The sequence below is a fragment of the Paraburkholderia fungorum genome (assembly GCF_902833645.1).
In the GTDB taxonomy this organism is placed as follows: domain Bacteria; phylum Pseudomonadota; class Gammaproteobacteria; order Burkholderiales; family Burkholderiaceae; genus Paraburkholderia; species Paraburkholderia fungorum.
This window is the reverse complement of sequence record NZ_CADFGE010000001.1, coordinates 548,517-573,014: the sequence shown is the minus strand read 5'-3', so window position 1 is coordinate 573,014 and position 24,498 is coordinate 548,517. Positions and strand designations below refer to the sequence as shown.

Annotated in this window: 25 protein-coding genes and 1 pseudogene; 16 read left to right on the top strand and 10 right to left on the bottom strand. The window is 59.7% G+C overall.

The genetic code is table 11. The annotated features are described in order from the left end of the window. The first annotated feature begins 92 nt into the window (after positions 1 to 92). On the top strand, positions 93 to 1,325 hold the full coding sequence (locus tag HWX91_RS02510; protein ID WP_028195807.1) for an NADH:flavin oxidoreductase/NADH oxidase family protein: 1,233 nt from the start codon (positions 93 to 95) through the stop codon (positions 1,323 to 1,325). 238 nt (positions 1,326 to 1,563) lie between these two features. Further along, the gene (locus HWX91_RS02505; protein ID WP_028195808.1) at positions 1,564 to 2,451 is read left to right on the top strand and encodes an SDR family oxidoreductase; all 888 of its coding nucleotides are present in this window, start codon (positions 1,564 to 1,566) and stop codon (positions 2,449 to 2,451) included. Between the two features lie 669 nt (positions 2,452 to 3,120). Here HWX91_RS02505 and HWX91_RS02500 read toward each other — a convergent pair. The 5 genes from HWX91_RS02500 to HWX91_RS02480 form a co-directional block, all read right to left on the bottom strand. Further along, entirely contained in the window at positions 3,121 to 3,438 is a 318-nt protein-coding gene (locus HWX91_RS02500; protein ID WP_042274631.1) for a DUF6966 domain-containing protein, read from the bottom strand. A gap of 215 nt (positions 3,439 to 3,653) precedes the next feature. Continuing rightward, positions 3,654 to 4,067, bottom strand: a complete 414-nt coding sequence (locus HWX91_RS02495) for a hypothetical protein (protein WP_127837984.1) — start codon at positions 4,065 to 4,067, stop codon at positions 3,654 to 3,656. A 181-nt stretch (positions 4,068 to 4,248) separates the two neighbouring features. Then, positions 4,249 to 5,736 carry an FAD-dependent monooxygenase gene (locus tag HWX91_RS02490; protein ID WP_028195809.1) on the bottom strand — a complete coding sequence of 496 codons (1,488 nt, stop codon included), beginning with the start codon at positions 5,734 to 5,736 and terminating at the stop codon, positions 4,249 to 4,251. A 193-nt stretch (positions 5,737 to 5,929) separates the two neighbouring features. Then, a complete protein-coding gene (locus HWX91_RS02485; RefSeq protein ID WP_042274636.1) occupies positions 5,930 to 6,274 on the bottom strand; it encodes a DoxX family protein in 345 nt (114 codons plus the stop codon). Between the two features lie 2 nt (positions 6,275 to 6,276). Continuing rightward, positions 6,277 to 7,200 carry an NAD-dependent epimerase/dehydratase family protein gene (locus tag HWX91_RS02480; RefSeq protein ID WP_028195811.1) on the bottom strand — a complete coding sequence of 308 codons (924 nt, stop codon included), beginning with the start codon at positions 7,198 to 7,200 and terminating at the stop codon, positions 6,277 to 6,279. Positions 7,201 to 7,329: 129 nt separating this feature from the next. Here HWX91_RS02480 and HWX91_RS02475 point away from each other — a divergent pair, with 129 nt between their 5' ends. Further along, positions 7,330 to 7,935 (top strand): TetR/AcrR family transcriptional regulator, encoded by a 606-nt coding sequence (locus HWX91_RS02475; RefSeq protein WP_028195812.1) that lies wholly within the window; start codon positions 7,330 to 7,332, stop codon positions 7,933 to 7,935. 72 nt (positions 7,936 to 8,007) lie between these two features. Next, entirely contained in the window at positions 8,008 to 8,853 is an 846-nt protein-coding gene (locus HWX91_RS02470) for an MBL fold metallo-hydrolase (RefSeq protein WP_028195813.1), read from the top strand. Between the two features lie 61 nt (positions 8,854 to 8,914). On the opposite strand, the gene HWX91_RS02465 is transcribed toward HWX91_RS02470, so the two are convergent. After that, a complete protein-coding gene (locus HWX91_RS02465) occupies positions 8,915 to 9,814 on the bottom strand; it encodes a LysR family transcriptional regulator (protein ID WP_221306738.1) in 900 nt (299 codons plus the stop codon). Positions 9,815 to 10,047: 233 nt separating this feature from the next. Here HWX91_RS02465 and HWX91_RS02460 point away from each other — a divergent pair, with 233 nt between their 5' ends. Then, positions 10,048 to 10,812, top strand: coding sequence for an SDR family oxidoreductase (locus HWX91_RS02460; RefSeq protein WP_028195815.1), 765 nt, complete (start codon positions 10,048 to 10,050; stop codon positions 10,810 to 10,812). 73 nt (positions 10,813 to 10,885) lie between these two features. Then, positions 10,886 to 11,677 (top strand): SDR family NAD(P)-dependent oxidoreductase, encoded by a 792-nt coding sequence (locus tag HWX91_RS02455; protein ID WP_028195816.1) that lies wholly within the window; start codon positions 10,886 to 10,888, stop codon positions 11,675 to 11,677. Between the two features lie 555 nt (positions 11,678 to 12,232). Here HWX91_RS02455 and HWX91_RS02450 read toward each other — a convergent pair. Together HWX91_RS02450 and HWX91_RS02445 are read right to left on the bottom strand one after the other, a co-directional pair. Next, positions 12,233 to 12,844, bottom strand: coding sequence for an ATP phosphoribosyltransferase regulatory subunit (locus HWX91_RS02450; protein ID WP_042274639.1), 612 nt, complete (start codon positions 12,842 to 12,844; stop codon positions 12,233 to 12,235). Positions 12,845 to 13,272: 428 nt separating this feature from the next. After that, positions 13,273 to 14,169: a LysR family transcriptional regulator gene (locus tag HWX91_RS02445; RefSeq protein ID WP_028195820.1), complete on the bottom strand. Its 897-nt coding sequence runs from the start codon at positions 14,167 to 14,169 to the stop codon at positions 13,273 to 13,275. Between the two features lie 101 nt (positions 14,170 to 14,270). On the opposite strand from HWX91_RS02445, the gene HWX91_RS02440 reads away from it, so the two are divergent. The 3 genes from HWX91_RS02440 (at position 14,271) to HWX91_RS02430 (ending at position 17,796) form a co-directional block, all read left to right on the top strand. Next, positions 14,271 to 14,861, top strand: coding sequence for a hypothetical protein (locus HWX91_RS02440; protein ID WP_028195821.1), 591 nt, complete (start codon positions 14,271 to 14,273; stop codon positions 14,859 to 14,861). 270 nt (positions 14,862 to 15,131) lie between these two features. Further along, a complete protein-coding gene (locus HWX91_RS02435; protein ID WP_028195822.1) occupies positions 15,132 to 15,932 on the top strand; it encodes an SDR family oxidoreductase in 801 nt (266 codons plus the stop codon). Continuing rightward, positions 15,925 to 17,796: a glycoside hydrolase family 15 protein gene (locus tag HWX91_RS02430; RefSeq protein WP_028195823.1), complete on the top strand. Its 1,872-nt coding sequence runs from the start codon at positions 15,925 to 15,927 to the stop codon at positions 17,794 to 17,796. The genes HWX91_RS02435 and HWX91_RS02430 overlap by 8 nt, the downstream gene beginning before the upstream one ends. A gap of 82 nt (positions 17,797 to 17,878) precedes the next feature. On the opposite strand, the gene HWX91_RS02425 is transcribed toward HWX91_RS02430, so the two are convergent. After that, on the bottom strand, positions 17,879 to 18,241 hold the full coding sequence (locus HWX91_RS02425) for a winged helix-turn-helix transcriptional regulator (protein ID WP_028195824.1): 363 nt from the start codon (positions 18,239 to 18,241) through the stop codon (positions 17,879 to 17,881). Between the two features lie 21 nt (positions 18,242 to 18,262). Between HWX91_RS02425 and HWX91_RS02420 the strand changes: the two genes are divergently transcribed. From HWX91_RS02420 to HWX91_RS02400, 5 genes are all read left to right on the top strand, one after another. Next, positions 18,263 to 18,946 carry an SDR family NAD(P)-dependent oxidoreductase gene (locus HWX91_RS02420; protein WP_028195825.1) on the top strand — a complete coding sequence of 228 codons (684 nt, stop codon included), beginning with the start codon at positions 18,263 to 18,265 and terminating at the stop codon, positions 18,944 to 18,946. 140 nt (positions 18,947 to 19,086) lie between these two features. Then, positions 19,087 to 19,503, top strand: a complete 417-nt coding sequence (locus tag HWX91_RS02415; protein WP_028195826.1) for a nuclear transport factor 2 family protein — start codon at positions 19,087 to 19,089, stop codon at positions 19,501 to 19,503. Between the two features lie 370 nt (positions 19,504 to 19,873). Beyond that, entirely contained in the window at positions 19,874 to 20,476 is a 603-nt protein-coding gene (locus HWX91_RS02410; protein ID WP_028195827.1) for an FMN-dependent NADH-azoreductase, read from the top strand. Positions 20,477 to 20,504: 28 nt separating this feature from the next. Next, entirely contained in the window at positions 20,505 to 21,134 is a 630-nt protein-coding gene (locus HWX91_RS02405; protein WP_028195828.1) for an NADPH-dependent F420 reductase, read from the top strand. Positions 21,135 to 21,197: 63 nt separating this feature from the next. Further along, on the top strand, positions 21,198 to 22,046 hold the full coding sequence (locus HWX91_RS02400; protein ID WP_028195829.1) for a pirin family protein: 849 nt from the start codon (positions 21,198 to 21,200) through the stop codon (positions 22,044 to 22,046). A gap of 61 nt (positions 22,047 to 22,107) precedes the next feature. Here HWX91_RS02400 and HWX91_RS02395 read toward each other — a convergent pair. Continuing rightward, positions 22,108 to 22,359, bottom strand: a pseudogene (locus tag HWX91_RS02395) (IS5/IS1182 family transposase); the annotation flags it as partial. 342 nt (positions 22,360 to 22,701) lie between these two features. On the opposite strand from HWX91_RS02395, the gene HWX91_RS02390 reads away from it, so the two are divergent. Both HWX91_RS02390 and HWX91_RS02385 read left to right on the top strand, forming a co-directional pair. Continuing rightward, complete coding sequence (locus HWX91_RS02390; RefSeq protein WP_028195831.1) at positions 22,702 to 23,685, top strand: sensor domain-containing diguanylate cyclase; 984 nt, start codon at positions 22,702 to 22,704, stop codon at positions 23,683 to 23,685. Positions 23,686 to 23,908: 223 nt separating this feature from the next. Next, on the top strand, positions 23,909 to 24,232 hold the full coding sequence (locus HWX91_RS02385) for a hypothetical protein (RefSeq protein WP_127837983.1): 324 nt from the start codon (positions 23,909 to 23,911) through the stop codon (positions 24,230 to 24,232). Positions 24,233 to 24,498: the final 266 nt, after the last annotated feature.

Here is a 24,498-nt window from a genome sequence, read left to right as displayed (position 1 = left end):
TCGTTCCGTTTTGAGCCCATCGTCAAAAAAATGCTTGACCTTAAACTTGACTTCAAACTTAGAGTTGCAACACGATCAATCGAGGTGTTCCTATGAACGTGTTCGACAAACTGACTCTCCCTAACGGTTCGGTCATCCCCAACCGTATCGCCAAAGCCGCCATGGAAGAAAACATGGCGGATGCCAGCCAGGGTCCATCAGAGAAACTGATGCGGCTCTACGAGGCGTGGGCCAACGGCGGCGCCGGCCTGCTGATAACGGGCAATGTAATGGTCGACAGCCGCGCCATGACGGGACCCGGCGGCGTGGTCCTGGAGGACGATACGCAACTGGCGAAGTTCGCGCGCTGGGCGCAGATCGGCCGATCCAAAGGCGCACAGTTCTGGCTGCAGATCAATCATCCGGGTCGTCAGATGCAAGCCAATCTTGGCCAGCCGACATGGGCGCCTTCTGCGATACCGCTCGACTTGGGCAAGTTGTCGAAACGCTTCAATACGCCGCTCGCCATGACGCAGGAAATCATCGACGACGTGATCGTGCGATTTGCCCGTACCGCGCAACTCGCGGAGCGGGCGGGATTCACGGGCGTGGAAATTCACGCGGCCCATGGCTATCTGTTGAGCCAGTTTCTTTCGCCGCTCGCGAACCGGAGAACGGATGAATGGGGAGGATCGCTCGCGAACCGCGCGCGTCTGCTACTGGAGGTTGTCAAAGCGGTTCGTGCCGTGGTTTCTCCGCAGTTCTCCGTTGCCGTCAAGCTGAACTCAGCCGACTTCCAGCGCGGCGGCTTCACTGCCGACGACGCCCGGCAAGTCGTCAAACTGCTCAACGGTTTGAAAGTGGATCTGGTCGAACTGTCCGGCGGCAGCTACGAAGCACCTGCCATGCAGGGCGAAGCTCGTGACGGTCGCACGTTGGCGCGCGAGGCCTATTTCGTGGAGTTCGCACGCGACATCCGGAAGGTGGCGGAGATGCCGGTCATGGTCACCGGAGGGATCCGCCGTCGGCAAATCGCCGAACAGGTGGTCAAGAGCGGCGTGGACATGGTCGGCGTGGGCACCGCTCTCGCGATCGAACCCAGTTTGCCCCAAGCCTGGCAAGGCGGAAAAGACACTGCGCCGCAGCTTTCGCCGATCACCTGGAAGAACAAGACGCTGGCTTCGCTCGCGAACATGGCGACCGTCAAGTTCCAGTTGCGCAAGCTAAGCCTGGGCATGAAAACCGATCCTAAGGTGTCACCGCTGCGCGCGTTGATTCTGCAGCAAACAACTGACGCATGCCGAACTCGCAAGTACAAACGCCTGATGGCGCAGCGGGCAACGTGATTGGGGGTGGCCGGACCTATTGATACCCGTTGTACTGCGCGGCGGCTCGGCTCACCCGCTACCAGATGGCAACGGGTCTTCCGGGCTTCGCGTGGGTCCAGCCCGCTGCCGTAGGGCTAAGTGGGCGTGTCGATCGGCCTAGGCAGCCTGTTAGTGATCTTAATATGATGATCTCACTACTTTAAAGGCATGGGAAATGGCCGGATAGTTAGCCTCTGACCACCAGGGAGGCTTCAGCATGCGTATTTTTCTTACGGGCGCGACAGGATTCATCGGTTCGGCTCTCGTTCCCGAGCTCATCCAGGCAGGCCATCATGTGATCGGTATGACCCGCTCGGACGACGGAGCCCGGGCACTGGATGCCGCCGGGGTCGAGGTGCATCGCGGAACCCTTGAAGATCCGGAAAGCTTGCGCAGCGGCGCCGCGAAGGCAGACGGGGTCATCCACACGGCCTTTGACCACGATTTCTCGAGATTCGTCGAGAATTGCGAGAAGGACAAGCGCGCCATCGCCGCGCTCGGTGACGCACTCGCCGGCTCCGACCGACCCTTGATCATTACCTCGGGGACAGGAATGGGCAGCGGTCAACATGGCGAGCCGGCCAGCGAAGACGTCTTCGATACCAGCCATCCGAATCCGCGAATCGCATCCGAACTGGCTGGGAATGCGCTGCTGGAGGCGGGTATCAACGTGTCCGTGGTGCGACTGCCGCAGGTTCACAACCCGTTCAAGCAGGGTCTGATTTCACCGCTCATCGAGTTCGCTCGCGAAAAAGGCGCCGTGGCCTATGTGGGAGAGGGCCGCAACCGCTGGCCGGCGGGTCACCTTTCCGATGTCGTGCGCCTCTACAGGCTCGCCGTGGAAGCGCGTGAACGAGGCGCACGTTATCACGCGGTTGGCGAAGAAGGCGTCAGCAGTCGGGACATCGCTGAGGCGCTTGGTCGAGGCCTGAACTTGCCCGTCGTTTCGATCGCCCCAGAAGACGCAGCGGCACATTACGGATGGATGGCGATGTTCGTCGGTCTCGATATGCCGGCTTCCAGCGCCCGCACGCAGGCGCGGTTGAACTGGCATCCCACGGGTCCGACGCTTATCGCCGACCTCAACGAAGCGCGTTACGTTTGATCATCTTCGCTGGTGCGGCGGCCGGCTGGTTTGCGAAATGCGCATGGTTCAATCGCAACGTTCTGGTCGTCGAGCGTGCCGATCTTGTTGGTACGTGATCGGCAGCTCGCGACCCTGAAGGGACCTTCAACTCACCCAACAGCGGCCATTCAAATGTTGCATCATTGGTAGCATAATCAACGAGCATGGCTGATTACCGACCAATCAATGTCCCTAGACGAAATCAATTCAGGATGCTCCGAGCTATTTGATGCGTGGTGCGAACGGCGTGCCGTTCGCCCTTTGCGACATTTGCTCTCGGCATGGCCACTGACGAGCGGCCTGACCGACGATTGGGGGGCGCTTCGCGAGGCCTTACGAGCATTGCGAGCAGATCGTCGTGCAGAGATTCCCGATACGGAGCTTGGTCGAATTGAGGATTTGATCCGCGCTGTCGACGTCATCGTCTTTCGGCAGTGAATTGCCTATCGACCACTGCGGCTGGAAATCCAAGCTCGAACGACGACATCGACAGTGGCCACCACCGTATCCCAATCGTCAGGATCGAGTCCGTGCGCATCGATCCCGTTCAGCGCTTCAGCTGCCAGTTGCGTCGAGCGGGCAGTCGACACGTTAAAGCGCCCTTGGATAAGCGTCGCTGTTCTTCGCAGGGTTTCCGGGCTGTAGCGCTCAGTCACGGGCATTCACCCATTTGTTGAGTCTTTTCGCAAGTTCGTAAATTTCGCATCGAAGTTCGTCGAAACGCTCGTTGTCGTCGTGGGGGACCAGCACTGAGGCCCCACCACCGATCCGCTGAAGAACAACATCATTGAGACTGCCCATGCCCCCGTATGCTGACAGTAGGTGTTCCACGCCGAAGCCATCATGGAGGCGAATGAGCCTCGCATCTTTGGCCAGCCAGTCCGCCCAATGAACTTGGCCGTAGGAGCGCAGCAATGCTTCCGCTTCGCGAAGCATCTCGGTGAGGGCTTCAATCTCTGAGGACATTGATACCCCTAAAGTGGTTGGTCCGTACAGCGAAACTCCGTCCGGACGCAATGGCGCGCCCAATTGTTGACGATCTGGGCACGGAAGTCGAGTGACCGAAACTGGCCGGACGGAGCCCGATGCGATCGGCACCAGACGACCCACGAGGGACGGTCAATTTTCCGAAAAGCGGACGCAGGCCATGAACCAATGTGTGGAGAATGCGCTATTCCCGTTTAATTCTGAATGAGCGAGTCGCTGATGAAGACGTTATAAGGTGGGAATTCCAGATCTAGATTTTCGGGAATTGGTATGCCGTTTCCGCAGTAGTCGATTTCGACATCGGCTAGGTGACCCGACTCGTCGGCGAAGAACAGAATCTCAATCGATCCCCGACCCTCTGGTTCCGACCGATCGCGGAAGTCCGCTTCAAACACCATACGGTAAGCCTGTCCGCTCGAAGCTATGGCTATACGAGGAACTTTGTCGGGCGTGGCCAGAGACAGGCTAAAACTGTTGCATCCACATTCACAGAGCCTGAATATCTCCGCGTTCGAGAATTGCGCTGCAAGCGCGTCACGATTTGGAAATGGGCAGTGTTCAAGAATAAAAGTAACCCAATATGCTGCCTGGTTCAGATTGTTTGGCATATACGTCTTGGTATCTCGGCTTCCAGCTTCGACGCGTCGATTGTCGGCGATTTAAGTCGGACTGCCAAACGGCCGCAACTAGCCGGGTCACTCCCGGATGCCGAACGGCTCAGTTCGCTCGCGGCAGTCACGCGCACCTCTTCAAAGCAGTCGTCCGGTGCGCGGCCCACATTTATTCGTCTCACGGTCCGAACCAGGTGTTCATCGCCTCGTGCAGACCGTCCTGCGTTCCGTCGCCCACCCATGCCACGTATCCATCAGGCCGGATTAATACTGTGGTGGGAGCGGAGACCGAGCCTAGCGCAGGCAGTTGCCATGGCCCGTCGTATTTTGCATGAACCAACTTAATGCGGTCTGACCACGGTGTGATGTCGAAGCTGCCAGGCGCGCCGAGATTCAAGAGCACGGGCCGCGCATTGTGAAGGAGCGTAAAGATACGCATAGGACCATCAGACGTGACCAGATCGAGGTCGGGCATGCGGCGGCCGAGCAATGGATGCCCCTCGCCGAGGTCGTAATGGATCCCCAGGCCGGACATCTCGGCGGCGATCCGTTTGCGAGCTTCCTCGATGCCGAGCAACTCCAATACAACTTCACGCAAGGCTTCAGTGCGCTCATCAGTACGCTGCAATGCAACCTGTGCCATTGTCGTGCGCAACACGCGGGACGCAACCGGATGCCGCTCAGCGTGATAGGTGTCGAGCAAACTTTCCGGCGATGTTTCTTTCACCACCTGGGCCAACTTCCAACCCAGATTCACCGCGTCCTGCACACCAATATTGAGGCCTTTTCCACCCACCGGAGAGTGCACATGTGCGGCATCGCCAGCCAGCAGAACCCGGCCCTTTCGGTAAGCCGCCGCCTGCCGCGACATATCGGTGAACCTGGAAATCCAGGTTGGGCTATGGATGCCGTAATCTGTTCCACATTGGGCAATGAGCGCTTCGCGGAGATCGTCCAGCGTCGGCTCGGCCTTCGCGCCGACACTCTTTTCAGTCACCATGACGCCTATGGGACCTTCCGTGGCAAAGACTACTTTGCCGTCGCGAATTTCGTACTCTTCCCTACCGAAGGCATGCATACCAAGTGCCGTACGATGGACGCCCAATGGCGGCTCCTGCGTCATCTCGGCCTCGGCCAGAATGCTGCTGGTCGTCGCATCCCAACCTGGAAACTCAATACCGGCAGTCTTGCGGACCAGACTTCGCCCTCCGTCGCACCCGACGAGATAGCGTGCCCGCAGCGATGCGCCATCGGACAGTTCGATAGCGACGCCGGTGGCGTTCTGCGTGAAACCCATCAATTCGCGGCCGCGATAGATCGGCACCGCCAACTCGCTGACCCAACCAGCGAGAATGCGCTCGATATGCTTTTGCCTTAGCGCCAGCCCATAATTGTGCCGCGTCGGAAAATCGCTGATGTCCAAACGCGTGACCGCGAATCCCGTGACCTGGGCTATTTGTCCTTCCGCGAGGAACCGATCGACAATGCCGCGCTGATCGAAAATCTCGAGCGTGCGTGAAAGCAGACCACCGGCACGCGAACCGGCAAGTTCCTGGTTCGGACGACGTTCGACAATGGCTACGTCGACGCCCGCCAACGCCAACTCGCCGGCTAGCATCAGGCCCGTTGGGCCTCCTCCGGCAATCACGACTGCATGTTCTTTCATCCGCAAACTCCTCCTGGAAGTTCCGACCGGCCCGACGCTACATCTCAGCGTTCTGAACCGAGCATCCGCACCCTGTCTCGGTGCGCAGCTTTTTCTCTGTGCTCGAACGCTCGGTCGATAGGCCGTAGTTTTCCGAGTCACCATGCGCGCCTCCCGGACAGAGAAGCCTCACCTCAAAACCGCCGTCCTTGCCTCACACGCGGAGCGCCACAGTAGCCACAACGAGAGCCGAGAAGACCAGCGCCGGGGCGAGATGCCCAAACGGCTCCCGGTTGCGCAGCAACGTGAAGAGCGCGCCGACCATGATTGCGCCGGCCAGCATCAGGCCGAAAACTCTGGTTTGTTGTCCAAAAAGAAGTGCCGCGGACAACAGTTCAAGCGCGCCGCAGAGCAAACGAAACCATGCCGGATAACCCCAGCGTGCGAAGTCGCGCTTCGCCGCGCCGAGTCCTGCGAGATTGACCACGCCGGCAATCGTGAACAGAACCGCTACGATCATCGCGAGAATCGACTCGAAAGCTGCACTATTCCACGCCATGGTCATGCTCCGTTGATTCGCTGAAAGTGCGTTTGTTCAGAGAGGTCTGCAATCAGGCCGGGGCCATGGGGCTGCCACGCAAGAACTCGCCGGGCATGCTGCCCGCTTATTGTCTGGTCGAGCGCCAATGCATCGGCGAACGGTCCAAGCGATTTGCGAGCATCGTCGAGCGGCCAGACTTCGACCCGATCGGCGCTGACTGAAGCCCGAATCGCTTCACCCATCTCGGCGACGGCAACGGCATCTTCCGCGACCACGTTGAAGATCTGTCCCACGACCCGCTCGTCCCCGCTTGCCGCCCGCTCCACCGCGCTCAGGTAGGCCGTAGCGAGATCATCGACGTGAACGGCAGGCCAGTGGTTGCGACCATCGCCGACGATCCTCACACTGCCCGTCTGGCGGGCCATGCCGGCAAGCATGCCGAACACGCCACCGCCGTAGCCGTGCACCATTGCCGGCCTGAGGATCACTGCCCCAATCGAGCGGCGCGCTGCTAGCGCCAGTACCTGTTGCTCCACTGCGGGCCGCCACGCGATGAGTGGTGTCGGGTTCAGCGCCGATGCTTCAGTCGCGGGCTCCCCCTCCGTGTTGCCGTAGACCCAAGTGCCCGACGTATAGACAAACGCCGCGCCCGGACGCAACTGCGAAAGCATCGCTACCGCCGCGGCCTCATCCGCGGCACCGGCGGAAGCATCGTTGGTCGACGCGGTGTGCACCACGCCATCAGCGGCACCGGCAGCCGCAGCGAAAAACTGTGGCTCGCGCAGGTCGCCGGAATGCAATGTCGCACCGAGACGCGCCAGCGCGCTGGCGGCCGCCGAACTGTCGTCGCGCACTAGCGCCGTCACCTGATGGCCGAGGCTGATGGCCTTACGCGCGACCGCTTGCCCGATGAAGCCAGTCCCACCTGTAATGAACAGTTTCAAAGCGTTCTCCAAGAGATTGGATGCGAAGTCGAATAGTCACACAAACGAGACTCATCAGTCTCGTTTTGGCAAATCTAAACGAGACTACCCAGTCTTGTCAACTACTCGACGATCTGTTATTTATTTCGTATGGACACTTTTTCTCTTGCGGGCCTGAGTCCGCTGCAATGCCGCAAGCGGTCAGCCATCCTCGATGGCGCGAGAACCGTTTTTTTACGCGACGGCTTCGGTCTGGCAACGATGGACGATGTCGCCGCGGCCGCCGGCGTCGGCAAGCAGACTGTCTACCGCCACTTCAAGTCGAAGGAGGCGCTGTTTGTCGGTCTGGTGAGCGTGATGTGCGCTCAGGTGGGCGCGCTGCTTGCAAGCGCTCAGAGCGAGCAATCCGATGGCGCCCCCGAAGTCGAGTTGCGCGAGTTGGGATGGGTGCTGGCACGAAGCCTCATCACGCCGGATAGTCTGGGGCTTTACCGCGCCATCGTTGCCGAGGCCGCGCGTTTTCCGGAACTCGGCGAGGTGTTTTACGAAAATGGTGCAAAGGTCGTGCGCGCGTTCGCCGCAAAAATTCTGCGAAGGCGATTTGACGAATCGACCGCGGCATTGCGCTCAGCGACATTCGTTCAGTTGGTGCTAGGCGACGCACATCTGGAACTGACACTTGGCTACACGGTGCCCGATGTTGACTCACGCTTTGCGATGCAGATTGACGAGGCGGTAGGCGCGGCGCTTCGCTAGCGCACCCCGATTCTCAATCGCGCAAAGATGCTATCTTTGAACCGTCTACCCAATATCAGCCGGGAGCGCGCTATGGCGGAGGACAAAGGTGACGTCGACGATCGTTGGCATGTGAGCGCAGCCTGCTTCAACTGCGGCGCGGTTCGAACGGCCGCTCCCAATCTGTTCATCGAACGAAACGGCGCTTCGGCGTTTGCGCACCAGCCTGCCAGTGAACAGGAAACGGAAGATGCGTGGCGCGGCGTCCTCATCTGTCCAGCGGCTGCTGTTCGGCCGCCGAAAGGATTGAAGATGCCGGCAGGCCTCTTCCCGCAAGCCTTGGCTCCCGGCGTTTGGAGGCTCGGCTATAACGCCCGCTCTTCGTACGGCGCTCACAGCTACATCACGCTTGCAGGCGGCCTGCGTCTGATGATCGACGGGCCGCGCTGGGCCAGCCACATCGAGCGCTGGATCGCGGAAGCCGGAGGATTGGATCATATCTTGCTGACCCACCGCGACGATGTCGCGGACGCGGGCATCTATGCGAAGCGCTTTGGCGCCCGCGTCTGGATACATGAAAACGACGCCGATGGCGCACCGTTCGTCACCGACGTAATCACAGGTACTCTCGCGCATGAGCTGTTGCCGGGCGTTCGGGTCATTCCGATGGAGGGACATACACGGGGAAGCGTCATGTTCCTCATCGGCCACGCCCTTTTCTCTGGAGACTCACTGTGCTGGGATTTCCGCAAGCGTGCTCTGCATGCCTTTCGAGACGCCTGCTGGTACGACTGGCCCACCCAGCTTCGCTCCCTCGAACGGCTCGTTGACGAAAACTTCAGTAGCGTGTTCGCCGGACATGGCGGGAGCATCGCTCTGGATGCAACCACCATGCAGCGCGAACTACGAGCGTTTCTCGATACGGTAAAAACGGACTGAGTCGGTCGTCGTCGGACGAGGTCTGGCCACTTTTTGCCTTACCTCGTGTAACCCGGGAGCGTTAAGTCGCATCCCAGTATGGTGGGCTTCCGAACGCTTCGCGCAGCCAGTCCGCCAGCGCACGAAGCTTCATCGAAGGATGCTGGCCATCTGGGTGCGCGATGTAGATGAACTCCGTTTCCGCCTCGATGCCAATATCGACGGGTATAAGGACACCGGACTTGAGCGCATCGCCCACGATGAACGTCGGCAGCAACGCGATACCCAGGCCGGCGATGGCGGCATCGCGCATCATGTCGCCGTTGTTCAGCACCAGGCCGAATCGACCGTGTACCACGGTAGTCCGTCCTTGTTGGACGAAGCGCCAATCCGCCCCTCCCCGGTTCATGTAAAAAATGCCACGGTGTCCTTCCAGTTCGGCAGGAGAAGTCGGCAGTCCAAATTGGGCAACGTAGGAGGGAGCAGCCACCAGCACACGCCTGCTAGTCGCAAGTCGCCAGGCCACCAGGTAGGAATCGGGTATTGGTCCGTGCCGGATTACTGCGTCGAAACCATCCGCGCTCGCGTCCACCCGCCGGTCGTCAAGGTCCAGGGTGAGCCGTATCTCAGGATGGCGATTCAGGAAAGGGTAAAGCGCCGGCCCCAGATGCATACGACCAAAGGTCACGGGCGCAGAAATACGCAGCGGGCCGCTCAGAGACGCTCTGCGTTCGGCCAGATCGGCAGTTGCCTCCTCTACCTCCCGCATGATGCGGATCGCTCTTGCGAGGAAAGCCTTACCGTCTTCGGTCACCGTCAGCTTGCGAGTCGTCCGCTGCAACAGGCTGGCACCCAGCGTCCTCTCCAGCTCCATCAACCGTTCGCTGACCACGGACCGCGATACGCGCAGCCGACGTGCCGCCTCACTGAGTGAGCCGCCCTCCACCACCGACACAAAAGTCGCAATACCCTCGAGTTTCATGATTGTCCGGATTTTCCGAAATGCTGATGTGGGAATTGAAGGCTACTCCGGAAAATTGCGCAAGCCCATACTTCTGGCATTCCCACGGGTAGCCAGCGATGATCAGGTGATCGTCCCCCGCAGGGTCGTGCGCTCATCATGTTCAGGCAGCGCGCAGTCTTCTCGATCGCCCTGGCTCTGGCTTTGCCAGCAGTGGCCAAGGTCCAGCCCTTATTTTTAAATGGAGAATCATCATGGGACGTTTGACCAACAAAGTCGCGCTCGTCACCGGCGCCAGCTCGGGCATCGGTCGTGCCACCGCCAGGTTGTTCGCCGCTGAAGGCGCGAAGGTCGTAGTCGGCGCACGCCGCCTGAACGAATTGACTACACTCGTGGCAGAAATTGAAGCCGCGGGCGGCGAGGCAATCGCCCTGGCTGGAGATGTGCAATCCGAAGACTATGCTAAAGCGCTCGTCGCGCTGGCCGTAGAGAAGTACGGCCGCCTCGACGTTGCCTACAACAATGCCGGTACGCTGGGCGAGATGGGCCCGTCCACCGGTATTTCAGAAGCTGGCTGGAACGCCGCGCTTGCGACCAATCTGACGAGTGCCTTCCTGGGAGCGAAGCATCAGATTCCCGAAATGCTGAAGCACGGCGGTGGATCTATCATCTTCACGTCGACCTTCGTCGGCTACTCGTTCGCGTTTCCCGGCACCGCGGCCTATGCGGCGAGCAAGGCCGGGCTGATTGGTCTGACGCAGGCGCTCGCTGCCGAGTACGGCGCAAAAGGCGTGCGAGTCAACGCGGTGTTGCCGGGTGCGGTGGACACGGAGATGTATCGCGGCATGAACGACAGCAACGAATCGCAGGCGTTCGTGATTGGGCTGCATGCGCTCAAGCGCGTCGCAAAACCAGAGGAATTGGCACGTTCGGTGCTGTATCTCGCGTCGGACGATTCGTCCTTCGTGACCGGCACCGCATCGCTTGTCGATGGGGGCGCATCGATTACCCGTACGTGACCTTCCTGGCGGCATCCGACGTACAGGATCCAATGTCGCCATTTTTGCTTCATCCATTGAAAGGAAATCACTCATGGACCTGAATCTGACAGGCAAACTCGCGCTGGTGAGCGGCAGCACAGCCGGCATCGGTCTCGCTATCGCCAGCACGTTGGCGCAGGAAGGCGCTCGTGTGATCGTGAACGGCCGCTCGCAGTCATCCGTGGATGACGTGGTCACACGGATGAAAGCGGAGACAGGCAGCGACGTGCAGGGATTTGCGGGCGATCTCAGTACAGCCGCTTCAGCGGAAGAGCTCGCGCGACGCTATCCGGACGTGGAAATTCTGGTCAACAACCTCGGCATCTTCGAGCCCAAGCCGTTTGAAGAGATTCCCGACGCGGACTGGCAGCGATTCTTCGACGTCAATGTCTTGAGCGGGGTACGCCTTGCTCGCCTGTTTTTGCCTGCGATGAGGCGGGCCAACTGGGGGCGCATCATTTTCATTTCGAGCGAAAGCGCGGTGCAGATTCCGGCTGAAATGATCCACTACGGGATGACGAAAACCGCGCAACTGGCGGTCTCGCGCGGGCTCGCCGAAGCTGTTGCCGGCACCGGCATCACAGTCAACAGTGTGCTGCCGGGGCCAACGAAATCGCGAGGAGTAGGTGAATTCGTGGAGACCCTTGCGAAGGCCGACGGCAAATCGTTCGAGGCGTTTGAAAAGGAGTTCTTCGAGAAGGTCCGACCCACATCGCTCATCAAGCGATTTGAGTCGCCGCAGGAGATCGCGTCGCTCGTGGCCTATATCGCCAGCCCGCTTTCGTCAGCCACGACGGGAGCAGCGTTGCGAGCCGACGGAGGCGTTATAAAGAGCGCCTTCTAGACCCACGCCGGTCTTGGGCCGGCGTCTCCCTCTGTTTCCCCGCTTAAGGCACGTTGCCAGGCCTGGTGATTGCGTAGCTCATTGCGATCGCCGAGTGGTGAAAGTAGTGGCATTGCAAAAATCGTGGTGATGGCAATGCTTGCGCTGTAGAGCGCCAAGTCATGCGCGCCGCCCCGGTGAACGATCCACCAAGGGAGCGTGATATAGCCGACCATTTCTGCCAAGATCCTCATCAGATCGCTAAGAAGGAGACTGGCAAGAGGGACGTCGATTGAGTTTATGCGAGCTCTGATTTCCCGAAACACCGTCTCCCCCTGTTCAGTTCGACTGATGCTATCTCAACATATTGGTCGCCGTTTAGATGCACATCTCCAAAGGCCGGCGTTTCATTAGTGGATGCGATACACGGCCGATTCGCGGCTGACGGCACGCGATCCAGAAAGGACTGTTGAGGCTGCGGAAGCGGACGTTCGCGCCATCGCCTGAATACGTGTAGCTGGCGATATGCAGCTTGCGACTGCCCAGAGCCGCAAGCCGCGACGGCATTGGAGTCCGCTACACAAGCCCTTGTGCGGTCATCGCCAACAATAGCCGTTCAGCGCCGATGCCGAAACCGGCCCCCTCCTGATAAGCGCCGCCACCAACGACTTGCTGCTGTGCCCCGAGTTCTCTACAGCGCATTTCGAAGCCCCTACCGTTCAGATAGTAGCTGAGGCCTCTGCGGGCCGAATCGTCGATTTCGTAGCGCAGGCCGAGCGAATCGAAAAAGCCGATCGCTACCTCCTGGCTACGTTTGACCGCGGATTCCGGGTTGGGGCAGAGATACTCAAACCCTAGTTGTGAGAATTCGCGGTAGCGACCGGCTTGAGGTCGTTCATAGCGGTAGCATCGAGCGATGTAAAACAACATCCGCTCCCGTTGTCGGCCCAGCAGTTCGCTGCAGCGCTCCTGGAATAGGGCCGTTGCCTCAGGAATCAGGCAGCAAGCGCGTCCCTTCTTATCGGGAAAGGCCCACATCTGGCCGATGATCTCGCTGCCGCCGGCCTTTTGAATGAATGTATCTTGCGACCACAACGCGGGAACAATCGCCTCCTCGGCTCCCACGTTAATGAAGGTAGCTCCGGAATTGGGTTTCCAGAGCGCGAATTTGCGCAGCTTCCTTGCCAACGATGAAGCGTGTTCCGCGAATCATGGTCATGGCAGTCCTCCTCGGGGTAGAAAATAAAAAAGGCGCCGTAGGCGCCTTGGTCGTTGGTACAGGAAGGGGAGCTACAGTCCCCGATGTCCTGCTATGGACGTAACGAACCACGGCGCATCGGATGACAACCGTGATGATGACGAGATTGGTTCGGGACGTTACGGAGTTCCATGCCAGCCATATTGGCACATTAAGTTTGATTTGTGAACGGGCCCACATCTCTTGGAGGCCCATGACCGATACCAACGGTCCGGATTGATCGGCATGGCCTTCGTATCCCGTTCTGCCCTTCGCATCGAGCGCCCGCCTACGTGCGCTCGACGAGCGTGGTCGTCGGGCGTTGGCCTGCCGGTCGTGGGGGTTCGCGATCGTGCTAGACGCACATCCGAGCTACGGCCTATGCCATGGGAACTGTCAGGGTGAGAGCGTCGATGGCCAACTGCAGTCGTCCCGGAATCGTTGGCGTCGTTACCCAAAAAAGGTTGATGTCGCGCTGGCGAACCGGCAGATCGGGCAGCAACTGAAGAAGCCTTCCCGATTCGAGTTCGTCTTCGATCAGCCAGTCGGGCAACCAGGCGATGCCTCGCCCTGAAATCGCAGCATCCATGATGACCCCGAGGTCTGCCGCGCGAATGCGGGAAGTTGGCTCGATGAGTGTCATACGTCCGCCATCATCCGGAAAAGTCCAACGCTCGCTCCAGTTGTCGCGGTGATAGACCAGTGCGTCATATCGGTCGAGGTCGTCAAGAGAACTCGGCATGCCTAACCTTTCGATCAGCGAAGGAGCGGCGCAGAGCAAGGTGGCATGTTTCCCGATTGCGCAAGACGACAAGCCAACCGTTGTCTCGCTCGGGCCGATTCTGACCGCTAGATCAAAGCCTTCGTCCACCAGAGATACTCGACGATCTCTGAGGTCAAGTTCGATAGTCAGCTCCGGATGTTCATCGGTAAGGCGCATCAGCAGCGGCGCAACTTTTAGCCGACCGTACAGGACGGGCATTGTCACCCGCAGCAAGCCCCGCACCTTTGACCGCCCGGCCTCTATCAGAGCCGCGCCCTCACGCAATTCTTCGGTTGCTCTAACGCAGCGGGCGAGAAAAGCACGTCCTTCGTCGGTCAATAACTGCGCCCGCGTCGTCCGGTTGAAGAGCCGTACTCCGAGCCGCGCCTCGATGCGCGCAATGGCCTTCCCCACCGCCGAGCGCGAGAGATGCAGCTTTCGTCCTGCAGCGGCAAAACTCCCCGCTTCGGCGGCCGCCACGAAAGCTGGAACATCGTTGAAAAGGTCGATCACGATTGTATCCTTCGAAGCGACATTAAGCCGAAATAATATCGCTATCGGCTCCCATTGGGAAACTATTGGTTTTCAACTAAAGTTTGTGCAAGGAGCACGACATGAAAATCGACTGCATTTCGAAATACGGAATCCGAATTCTGACGGCCACGCTGGCGCTTCAGACGCTGCCAGCGGCAGCCGAACCCAATTCCATCGACCACGCGGCGCCGGAAGTGACTGCTCTCGGCGCGGAGACTGGCGCGTGGACCGTGTCTGATACGTTCTGGGAACACCCCGGAGCAACACCTGTTTTGAGTAGTGGGCTGATCGCCGATCGACGCATGGTGGGCACGCTCCTCGAGGAGACGATGCACGCTCAAGGCTCCATTCGGCCCCTAAGAATCGACTATCTCAGCTATGACCCGATCGCTGGGCAATGGCGTTACGTCTCGATCGAGGCGCGAATTCCTGTCGCCCCGATGTCGGCTGCAAGCTTCGAGCGAGATTCGCCGGACCGTATCACTCTGCGTTTCGATCCATTCGCTGCGCCACCGATTGCGCCCGGCTGGTCAGGGCGGGTGCTCCGTATGGAGGAAGTCATCACTCAAGATGGTCCCGACCACGAAACAAAGGATCAATACTTTGTTCTTGCGGACGGTACTGCAACACGTTGGCTCGCGCATCGATACGACTATCGACGCAATAAATAAGGATGACAAAATATTAAGTCTTACCAGGTACAGTCTGGTGGTGGAACATAGGCAACGCCGACCGGCATGACAAACATGCTTGGCGCCGATCTGTCACCTGTGCGCATAACCCACCGACACCATATAAGCAACGCTGAGCTTCCGCGGAAAGAAGAAAGGGAGACCGGGATACGCCACTGCAATGCCGCGCCGGGACCGGGCATTTTGCTTGCTGCTGTTGCGGCGTGCCCGGTACCACCCCATTTTGAACATTTCCGCCCGGAGACTCCCATGCCCCTCACTCTTCATGACCAGGTCGCGATCGTCACCGGCGCCAGCTCCGGAATCGGATACGGCGTGGCCAAAGCGCTTGCAGACGCCGGCGCGTCCGTCGTTATCAATTACCACTCGGAGCCTGCACCGGCCGAGGCGCTGGCCAGTCAGATTAACCACGCGGGCGGCCATGCGATCGCGGTAAAAGCGGACGTATCGAACGAATCCGACGTCGACAGGCTTTTCCAGGCGAGTCAGGAACGTTTCGGCGGCGTCGACATTGTCGTGGCCAATTCCGGCGTGCAAAAGGATCACCCGTTTGTAGACATGCCGCTCGATGACTGGCGACGGGTCCTCGACGTAAATCTGACCGGGCAATTTCTTACCGCGCAGCGCGCCGTTCGCGAATTCGCCAGACGTGGCCCGCGTCCGGTTTCGAAAGCATTGGGTAAGCTCATTTTGATGAGCTCGGTTCACGACGTGATTCCGTGGGCAGGTCACGTGAACTATGCGGCGTCCAAGGGCGGCATCCAGATGATGATGAAATCGCTTGCGCAGGAAGTCGCACCGCAACGCATCCGCGTCAACGCAATTGCGCCCGGCGCGATCAAGACCCCCATCAACCGCGCCGCCTGGGAGACCGAGGAGGCGCTCGAGCGGCTGCTCAAGCTGATCCCCTATGGGCGTGTCGGCGAACCCGAAGACATCGGCAAAGCCGCCGTGTGGCTCGCTTCGGACGAAAGCGATTACGTCACCGGTACGACCCTCTACGTCGATGGCGGCATGACCCTCTATCCGGAGTTCGCCAACAATGGGTGACCGACAGCACGTACGGCCGTCGAAGAGCGGGCTGCCCATCGACGCCCGCGGCATTGTGGGCAATATGAAGACGACCGCGCTGATCTCGATCGAAGGCGTGGTGGACTTCATGTGCTTTCCTCGCATCGACTCGCCAACCATCTTCGCTGGCCTGCTTGACGCCGAGCACGGCGGCGCATTCGGGATCCGTCCCATGTGCGACGAGTTCAACGTCAAGCAGATGTACATTCCCGAAACCAACATTCTGCTGACGCGTTTCATGACGCCTGAAGGCGTCTGTGAACTGCTCGACCTGATGCCCGTTCAAGGCGATACCGGCGGCGAAGCATCGGGCGACGTCGCCGAGGACCATGAGTCGCTGCCCAACTGTCTCGTGCGCCTGGTGCGAATGGCGCACGGAACCATGAGCTTGCGGATGCACTGCGCGCCGCGCTTCGACTACGCGCGCACGGCGCACCGCGCGGAGATGCCGGACGAGGGTACCGTCGAGTTCACCCCGGAAGACGACGGCATGGCGCTACAGCTTCAATCGGGCGTGCCGCTCGCGGTTGAAGACGGCTGCGCTCGCGCCGAATTCGAATTGCACCACGGCGAGTCCGCCTGGTTCGTGCTCGGCTCCGCTGAGGAACTCCGCGGCCGGCGTCTCGATTGCGACCGTGTCTACGCTGACACGACGCGGTTCTGGCAAAGCTGGGCATCCCACTCCACCTATCGCGGACGATACCGTGAAGTGGTCATGCGCTCTGCCCTCACGCTCAAACTGATGAGCTCGAGCGAGCATGGCGCGATCGTCGCGGCGCCGACCTTCGGTCTCGCCGAAGCCCTGGACGGTTCACGACGCTGGGATTACCGCTTTGCGTGGATACGCGATGCCGCTTTCTCCGTCTACGCATTGCTGCGCCTCGGCTATACGTCGGAGGCGCGGCACTTCATCCGATGGATTGCCGCGCGCAGTCAGCGCTGCGATTCCGATGGCTCGCTGCACGTCATGTATGCCGTCGACGGCGAACGGGCACCGGAGGAAATCGAACTTGATACGCTGACGGGCGACAGGCAAGGCGGCCCGCTCATCGGCAACGGTGCGCGTGATCAGACCCAGCTCGATGTGTACGGTGCGCTGCTAGACGCCCTCTATTTGTACAACAAGTACGGTTCTGCGGTTCCGTACGAGGGATGGCGGCACGTCACACGAACGGTCAACTACGTGGTCGAACACTGGCGCGAGCCGGATCAAGGTATCTGGGAGCTGCGTAATGGCGCGCGACCGCTGCTCCATTCACGCCTGATGTGCTGGGTCGCGCTCGACCGGGCGATTCGCCTCGCCGACAAACGGTCCCTACCTGCGCCGTTTTCGAAGTGGTTCGAAGTAAGGGATGAAATCTACCGCGACATTCACGAAAATTTCTGGAATGAAGAGCTGCAGTCCTTTGTGCAAACACCGGACTCCGCTACGCTCGACGCGGCGGCTCTGATGATGCCGCTGGTGCGCTTCATCGGCCCGACCGACCCGCGTTTTCTCGGTACGCTCGACGCGATTGGGCGCGAGTTGCGGGTCGATCCGCTGATTTTCCGCTACACACGAGGTTCCGAACTGGACGGGCTGCCCGGCATTGAAGGCGGATTCAGCGCCTGTTCGTTCTGGTATGCCGAGGCGCTTGCCCGGGCCGGGCGTGTCGATGAGGGAAGGCTCGTATTCGACAAGATGCTTGAATATGCGAACCACCTTGGACTGTTCTCGGAGGAAGTGGCCACGACGGGCGAAGCCCTGGGTAACTTCCCGCAGGCGCTCACCCATCTCGCCCTGATCAGCGCTGCGTATCAGCTTGATCGGAGTCTGGATAAAGTTCATGTGCCGTGGACGTAGTAGCCGATGGGCAGCGCGCGGCGGCAGTGTGTCTTCAGGGACTGGAAGACAAAGAGGCTCAGCGATTGGCTGATTGAGCCCCCTAGGGCAAGGCATCACGCGCGGCGAAGATGCTTGCCATTTCCGCCGCGTGTTCGGTTCCCCAAGTGCACAGTGGGATGATCGCCTCGGCCAGGCTGCGACCAAGCGGAGTCAGCGCGTAATCCACGCGAGGCGGCACCTCTCCGTAGTCCTTGCGCGCCAGCACGCGATCGGCTTCCAGATCCTTCAATTGCTGGATCAGCACCTTGTCGCTGACGTCCGGGATCAAGCGCTTGAGTTGGCCATAGCGCTTTGGGCCGCCGCGTAGGAAAAACAGGATCAGCGGTTTCCACTTGCCCGAGATGATGCGAAGCGTGGCGTTGAGCCCGCAGCCGGTGTCGCAGATTTCAGGGGGCGTCGTCATTTTACCGGTGGCGCTACCGGCATCGGTTTTGCCGCAGCAAAGCGTTTCATCGAAGAAGGCGCGTTCGTCTTCATCGTCGGCCGCCGGCAGGAAGCGCTCGACACCGCCGTGGCCGACCTCGGGCCCAATGCCCGCGCGGTGAAGGGTTCGGTTTCCGATGAGGCCGATCTCGACCGACTCTACGCGGCGGTGAAGGCCGAGCGCGGCACCCTCGACATCGTTTTCGCCAACGCCGGGGCGGGAAGCCCGCTTCCGCTCGGGCAGATCACCGCCGAGCACATTGACGAAACCTTCGACACCAATGTGAAAGGTACGATCTTTACGGTCCAGAAGGCGCTGCCGCTGATGACCGCGGGCGGTTCGATCATCCTGACCGGATCGAGCGCCGGGACCACGGGCGCCCCGGGATTCACTGCCTACAGCGCGAGCAAGGCAGCGGTGCGCAACCTTGCGCGGACATGGGCGCAGGACCTGAAGGGCACTGGCATCCGGGTAAATGTGCTCTCGCCGGGCGCGACGGCGACCGAACTCGCGAAGGAAGCGCTGGGCGAGGAAGGTCAGAAGGCCTACGGTGCGATGACTCCGCTCCTGCGTATGGCCGAGCCGGCTGAGATCGGGGCGGCGGCCGCCTTTCTCGCATCGTCGGACAGCAGTTTCATGACCGCCAGCGAGGTCGCCGTTGACGGCGGCCTGGCCCAAATCTGACGTGGCTTCGCCCTATGGCGCTCCTTTCAATATTTCGGAGCCCGTAGGGCGTGCTAAACCCGGCACAGCTTCGACCCAGTCAAATTCGATACAAAGGCCGGTTGGACCTCAATGGAAATCAACAGAATGGAGAAGTTATCGTGAGTACTGAAGACGATGTCCAGATTGTGAAGGGTTTCTTTGAAGCTATCGGCCGCGGCGATAAGCAAGCTCTGCTGGCGTTGTGTGCCGAAGATATTGAGTGGATCATTCCGGGCGAAAACTGGCCGCTGGCCGGCACGCACCGCGGGCACACGGGAGTGGCGGATGTGCTTCAGAAGGCATCCCAAGAGGTGGAAATGACATCTCCAGAGCCTCCTGAATTCGTGGCGCAGGGAGGACGGGTAATGGTCCTTGGCGTCGCGATGGGGAAAATCAAGGCTACCGAAAAGCCGTTCAAGGACGACTTTGTCTTCGCCATCACCGTTCGAAACGGCAAGATAACGAACATCCGGGAGTACGTCGACACCCAAGCCTTGGCGCGGGCCTCGGAGATGGACGCATCCGGGCCGGCGTAGCGCTGTCCATCTCCGGCCATCGGGTCAGGATAGACCGGTAGATCAGCCGCGGATCGCCCCTTCGCATGCCGCGCGTGCGCGAGAGGACAAATATAAGAGGACGGAGGTGCCGTGCTCGGCGGCAGAGCTCGACCAGACGACCGACAGCCAGGTCTTAAGTGACCAAGGTCGCTGGCATGTGGCCCCAGCTGAGCCCACAAATCAGAAGGTGCGAAGTTGATTGATTGAGACAGTGTCGAGCATGTCATCTACTCATTAGATGGATTAAAGCGATATTTCGTCAGTTTTCAAGATGATTCACTTTAACTATCTTCCATATCACGCAAGCCCACTTGGGCGACGCTTCAAAGCTGATAGGAAACAGACCGAAATGCCGACACTTCTCGCGATACAGGCAAGCCCTCGCCACGAACACTCGACCTCCCGCAAGCTCTCGGCGGTATTCGTTGAGAAATGGCTGGCCGCACACCCCGGCGGTAAAGCCATTGAACGCGATCTGATTAAGACCAATCTGCCGTTTGTCGATCTGCCGTGGATTGGCGGCGCGTTTACACCCCCGGAGCAACATTCGCCGGAGAGCGCTGCCGCCATCAAGATATCCAACGATCTGGTCGCCGAGCTGCAGGCAGCCGATCGCATCGTCATCGGCACACCGATGTACAACTTCACCATCCCGGCGGTGCTGAAAGCCTACATCGACCATATCGTCCGGGTCGGCGTCACGGTGGTCGACAATGTCGGGCAGCTAACCGGCAAGAAGACCACCGTCATTCTTGCGAGCGGGGGTGATTTCAGTCCTGGCTCTCCGATCGAAGGCTACGATCACGCCAGCAGCTACCTCCGTCAGGTGCTGGGGTTCATCGGAATTACAGATCTGGAAATCGTACTCGCCGGATCGGCGCGCGCTGGAATGTCAGGCGAGACGGCGGTGGAGGCGTTCGGCGAGGTGATTGCGTCGGCCGCAGTTGCTTGAGTCGTCGGTTGATCTCGGAGAAACGGTCATGAAAGTTGGATTCATCGGCGCCGGTCGCATGGCTACGACCATCGGTCGTCACTTGATCGGTGCGGGCCATGAGATCGTCCTGTCCAGTTCGCGCGGGCCGGAGGCTTTGGCCGAAATCGTCGGCGAACTTGGTCCGGCCGCCAGCGCAGGATCCAGGCAGGACGCTGCGGAATGCGATGTGGTGATCCTCGCCACGAATTGGGCGGACGCGCCGGACGCGCTCAAGGATATCGACTGGAGCGGCCGCATACTCGTCGACGGGACGAACCCCCACATGGGCGAGCAACCGGACATCAGCGCTGCCGGCGTAGCGAAATCGGTTGCCGCGCTGGGGGGCCGCACGTCGAGCGAGATAGTCGCCGCAATGGCGCCTGGGGCCAGGCTGGTGAAGTCAATCAGCAATATGCCGATGGCCTGGATACAGGATTTCTCGCCACAGAAGCCGAAGACCGTACTGTTCGTGTCGGGCGACGATCGCGATGCCAAAGCGCTTGTGGTCGAACTTATCAATTCGACGGGTCTGGTCGCGCTCGACCTCGGCTCTCTAGCGGACGGCGGTGCGATGCAACAGCTCGGTGGCCCTCTGTCCGCTGTTGAATTGCATTTCGTCCGCCGGATCGTTCGCTAAGGAGAACTCGAGCCGCGTGCATTGCGAGTTCGCGGATTGGTCGCCGTTTCAGAGGAATGCAGAATGAACACCCCAAAACCGATGTTTGTTCGAAAAATAGCGCGTATTGACAACCCCCAGTTCGTATCGGGACAAGGAGCCGGACATCGCGCTCGCCGTCTGATCGACGCACCGGACGCCGTATTCGCCGATCCGTTCGTCCTGATGGCCGAGGATTGGACGTCCGAAGGGGTGTTCCCTTTCCACCCACATCGCGGCATCGAGACGGTTACGTTCGTCATTGAGGGGGCGATTGAGCATCGAGACAGCGCCGGATATAAGGGGGTGATCCGTGCCGGCGATGCCCAGTGGATGACCGCCGGCCGAGGCATCCAGCACGAGGAAAATCCTCCGGCCGGGACAAGTGCTCATACCCTGCAGCTCTGGGTGAATTTACCTGCGGCCGAGAAGATGGCTGTTCCGCGGTATCAGGATCTGGTGGCTTCCGGCTTGCCAGTGTGGAGTGAGGACGGCGTTGAGGTCAGAATCTTCTCCGGCGCGTACGCCGATAGGGTCTCGACCACGCTCAACCACCATCCTGTCACGATGCTCGAGGTGCGGGTCGAAAACGGTGGCGGGTTTCAGCACTCGCTTGCGGCGACCGACAATGCTTTTGTCTACGTCCTCGAAGGTGCGGTCGAGATCGGGCCCGCCAGTGACCTTTTGGAGACCAGCCAGCTTGGCTGGTTAACGCGATCGGAGGAGCCGGAATCGTCGGAAATTAACATAACGGCGCGGGGCAACGCCGGCCGCTTTCTTCTTTTCGCCGGACAGCCTTTGCGTGAGCCGATCGCGTTTGGAGGCCCCTTCGTCATGAACACGCAGGCGGAAATCAAGCAAGCGTTCGCCGACTTCCGAGCCGGCCGATTCTGAATCAGGGCAAGCGGGAGTGTTCAGGAGTTCGACATATGTTGACTTCCGCCAGAAACTCACCTGGCGACTCGCGCAATCCCTGCTCCGTCGCTTTGAGGTTCTGCATCTGCTGCCTGAGTTTGCTGATTTTTTCGCTGATCCGACTCGTCTTCGCCTCGGCAAAATCGGATTTAGCCCGATCTGCCGTCTTCATCGCGCAAAGATATCGCGCGATGCTCTCATCGATCTGCTGCAGGCGCGCCTTGACCTTCGCGCTCGTAAAGTCGCGATCGCGATTGTTGACGGCCTTGAACTTGTTGCCGTCGATGGCCAAGAAGTACGTTCAGGCCGTCGGCTTCAAAACCGACGGCGGAGCGTGGGCAGGCGTCGCGCCATCGGCAGGTTGATCACCCCTCTCCCCGGCATAGTCGGCTACCCGAATACGACGGCGCGATCTGATACGCATATTTTGACAGATAACTGCTACTCGCTTTCGGACCGCAGTCACGTCATAGTACGCAACTGAGATTCGTGTACAGGGATTTCTGTATTTCGTTCATTCCGCGCATCGCATCCGGTGCCAAAGATCATGAACACGATATCCTTAACGCCTGTCGCTCAAACCCTGTTTATGCGGGACCCAAATTCAAAAGGCTGTTAGAACCGAGACACTGTTATGCTTGCCGCGCCCATTCCCAACAACGAACCTGCGCGCCTCGCCACGCTGCGCGCGTTGCGACTGCTAGACACGCCCAGTGAGGAACGATTTGACCGGCTGACGCGAGTCGCACGTCGCCTGTTCAAAGCGCCGATCGCGCTTGTAAGTCTCATCGATGAGAACCGCCAGTGGTTCAAGTCATGTATCGGCTTAAACGTCGCGGAGACGTCGCGCGACATCTCCTTTTGCGGGCACGCCATTTTGCACGATGACGTCCTGGTGATTCCTGATGCACGCAACGATGCGCGCTTTTATGACAATCCGCTCGTCACAGGCGCGCCCGGCATACGCTTCTATGCCGGGCAGCCGCTGACTGCACCGAACGGTAGCAAACTCGGCACGCTCTGTGTGATCGATACGCACCCGCGAGAATTCGGCAGCGAAGAGCGCGGACTCTTGCGGGATCTGGCGCAGATCGTGGAACGGGAGATTGCGGCGATCGAACTCGCCACCATCGACGACCTCACGCTACTGGTAAACCGGCGCGGCTTCGAAGCGCTCGCGCAACAAACGCTGCACGTCTGCAAGCGCCTGGGGCGGCACGCGTCGCTGCTGTTCTTTGACCTCGATAGCTTCAAGCAGATCAACGACACGTATGGGCACGCCGAAGGCGATCGCGCGCTAGTGACGTTCGCCGATGCTCTACGTGCCGCGCTCCGCGACAGCGATGTAATCGGTCGTCTCGGCGGTGACGAATTCGTCGCGCTTCTCACCGATGCCAACGATGAAGAGACACATCGCGTGCTCAAACGCCTGCGCGACACGCTCGCGGAGGCCAACGCTGGATCGACACGCGGGTACGAAATCCGCTTTAGCGTCGGACAAGCACAGTTCGATCCGGAGCGGCATCAATCGGTCATCGACCTGCTTGTCGAAAGCGATGTCGGCATGTATGCGCACAAGGCTAAGCAGAGGGGCGGCAGCTCGACGCGGCAGATGTAGAAGTTTGGAAAGCTCGTCGGCACTCTAACAGAACAGCGCAGATCACTCGCCGCGTTTCCTCGCGGCTTTTCTCGCGGCTGCGCGCTTCCATTACCTCAATCGAATTGAAATCGCAGTTCATGCCATGCGAAGCGATTTGAATGATTCGGTGCGTCGCTTCCGCGCACATTTCCTTCGGCCGGGATAAAAGAATGCGTGGTAGCTGTCGATATCCGAGCAAGCGGTGGAACGGATTAATCTAAAACAAGGGATGACGAGAACGCTAAGAAAAATGGGATTCAGCCTTTATATTTTGCAGGCCATCGGCATCCTCGGCGTCCTGATTTCCCTTGCTCACCACAGAGTCGCCGAAATCTTGATTTTTGGCTTGCTGACGGGACTTAGCGGCGTGCTCATCAATCGCATCGTGCGCCAGAATCCGGGCGTGCTTCAACGGTCTGGATTTATCACGCGAATTCACACGCTATTTTTGTGGTGCGTCATAGGGTGCATAGCTTTGCTCTTGATTGGGCCGCCCTTGCTCCAACTTCTGAATCAGCATCATTGATATCCTCCGCCGACCCGGCAGCGCCGTGACCGGGCATAACCTCATCTAGATGACGGGTATGTCGCAGACCTTGTGTGCCACCAGTAGTCAACCACAAAGGTGTGGTGTTCAAGGTGAAGAGCGTTCAGGAAATCTACGACCCCGCAACAAAAAACATCCTGCTGTTTATTAACTGGCATGTGCCTTACGCTTGGGGCGGTCCAGACTCAATTGACGTGAAGCGGCTTATGAGCAGCCGGTAAGCATCGCTTCACGGCGTCGATTGT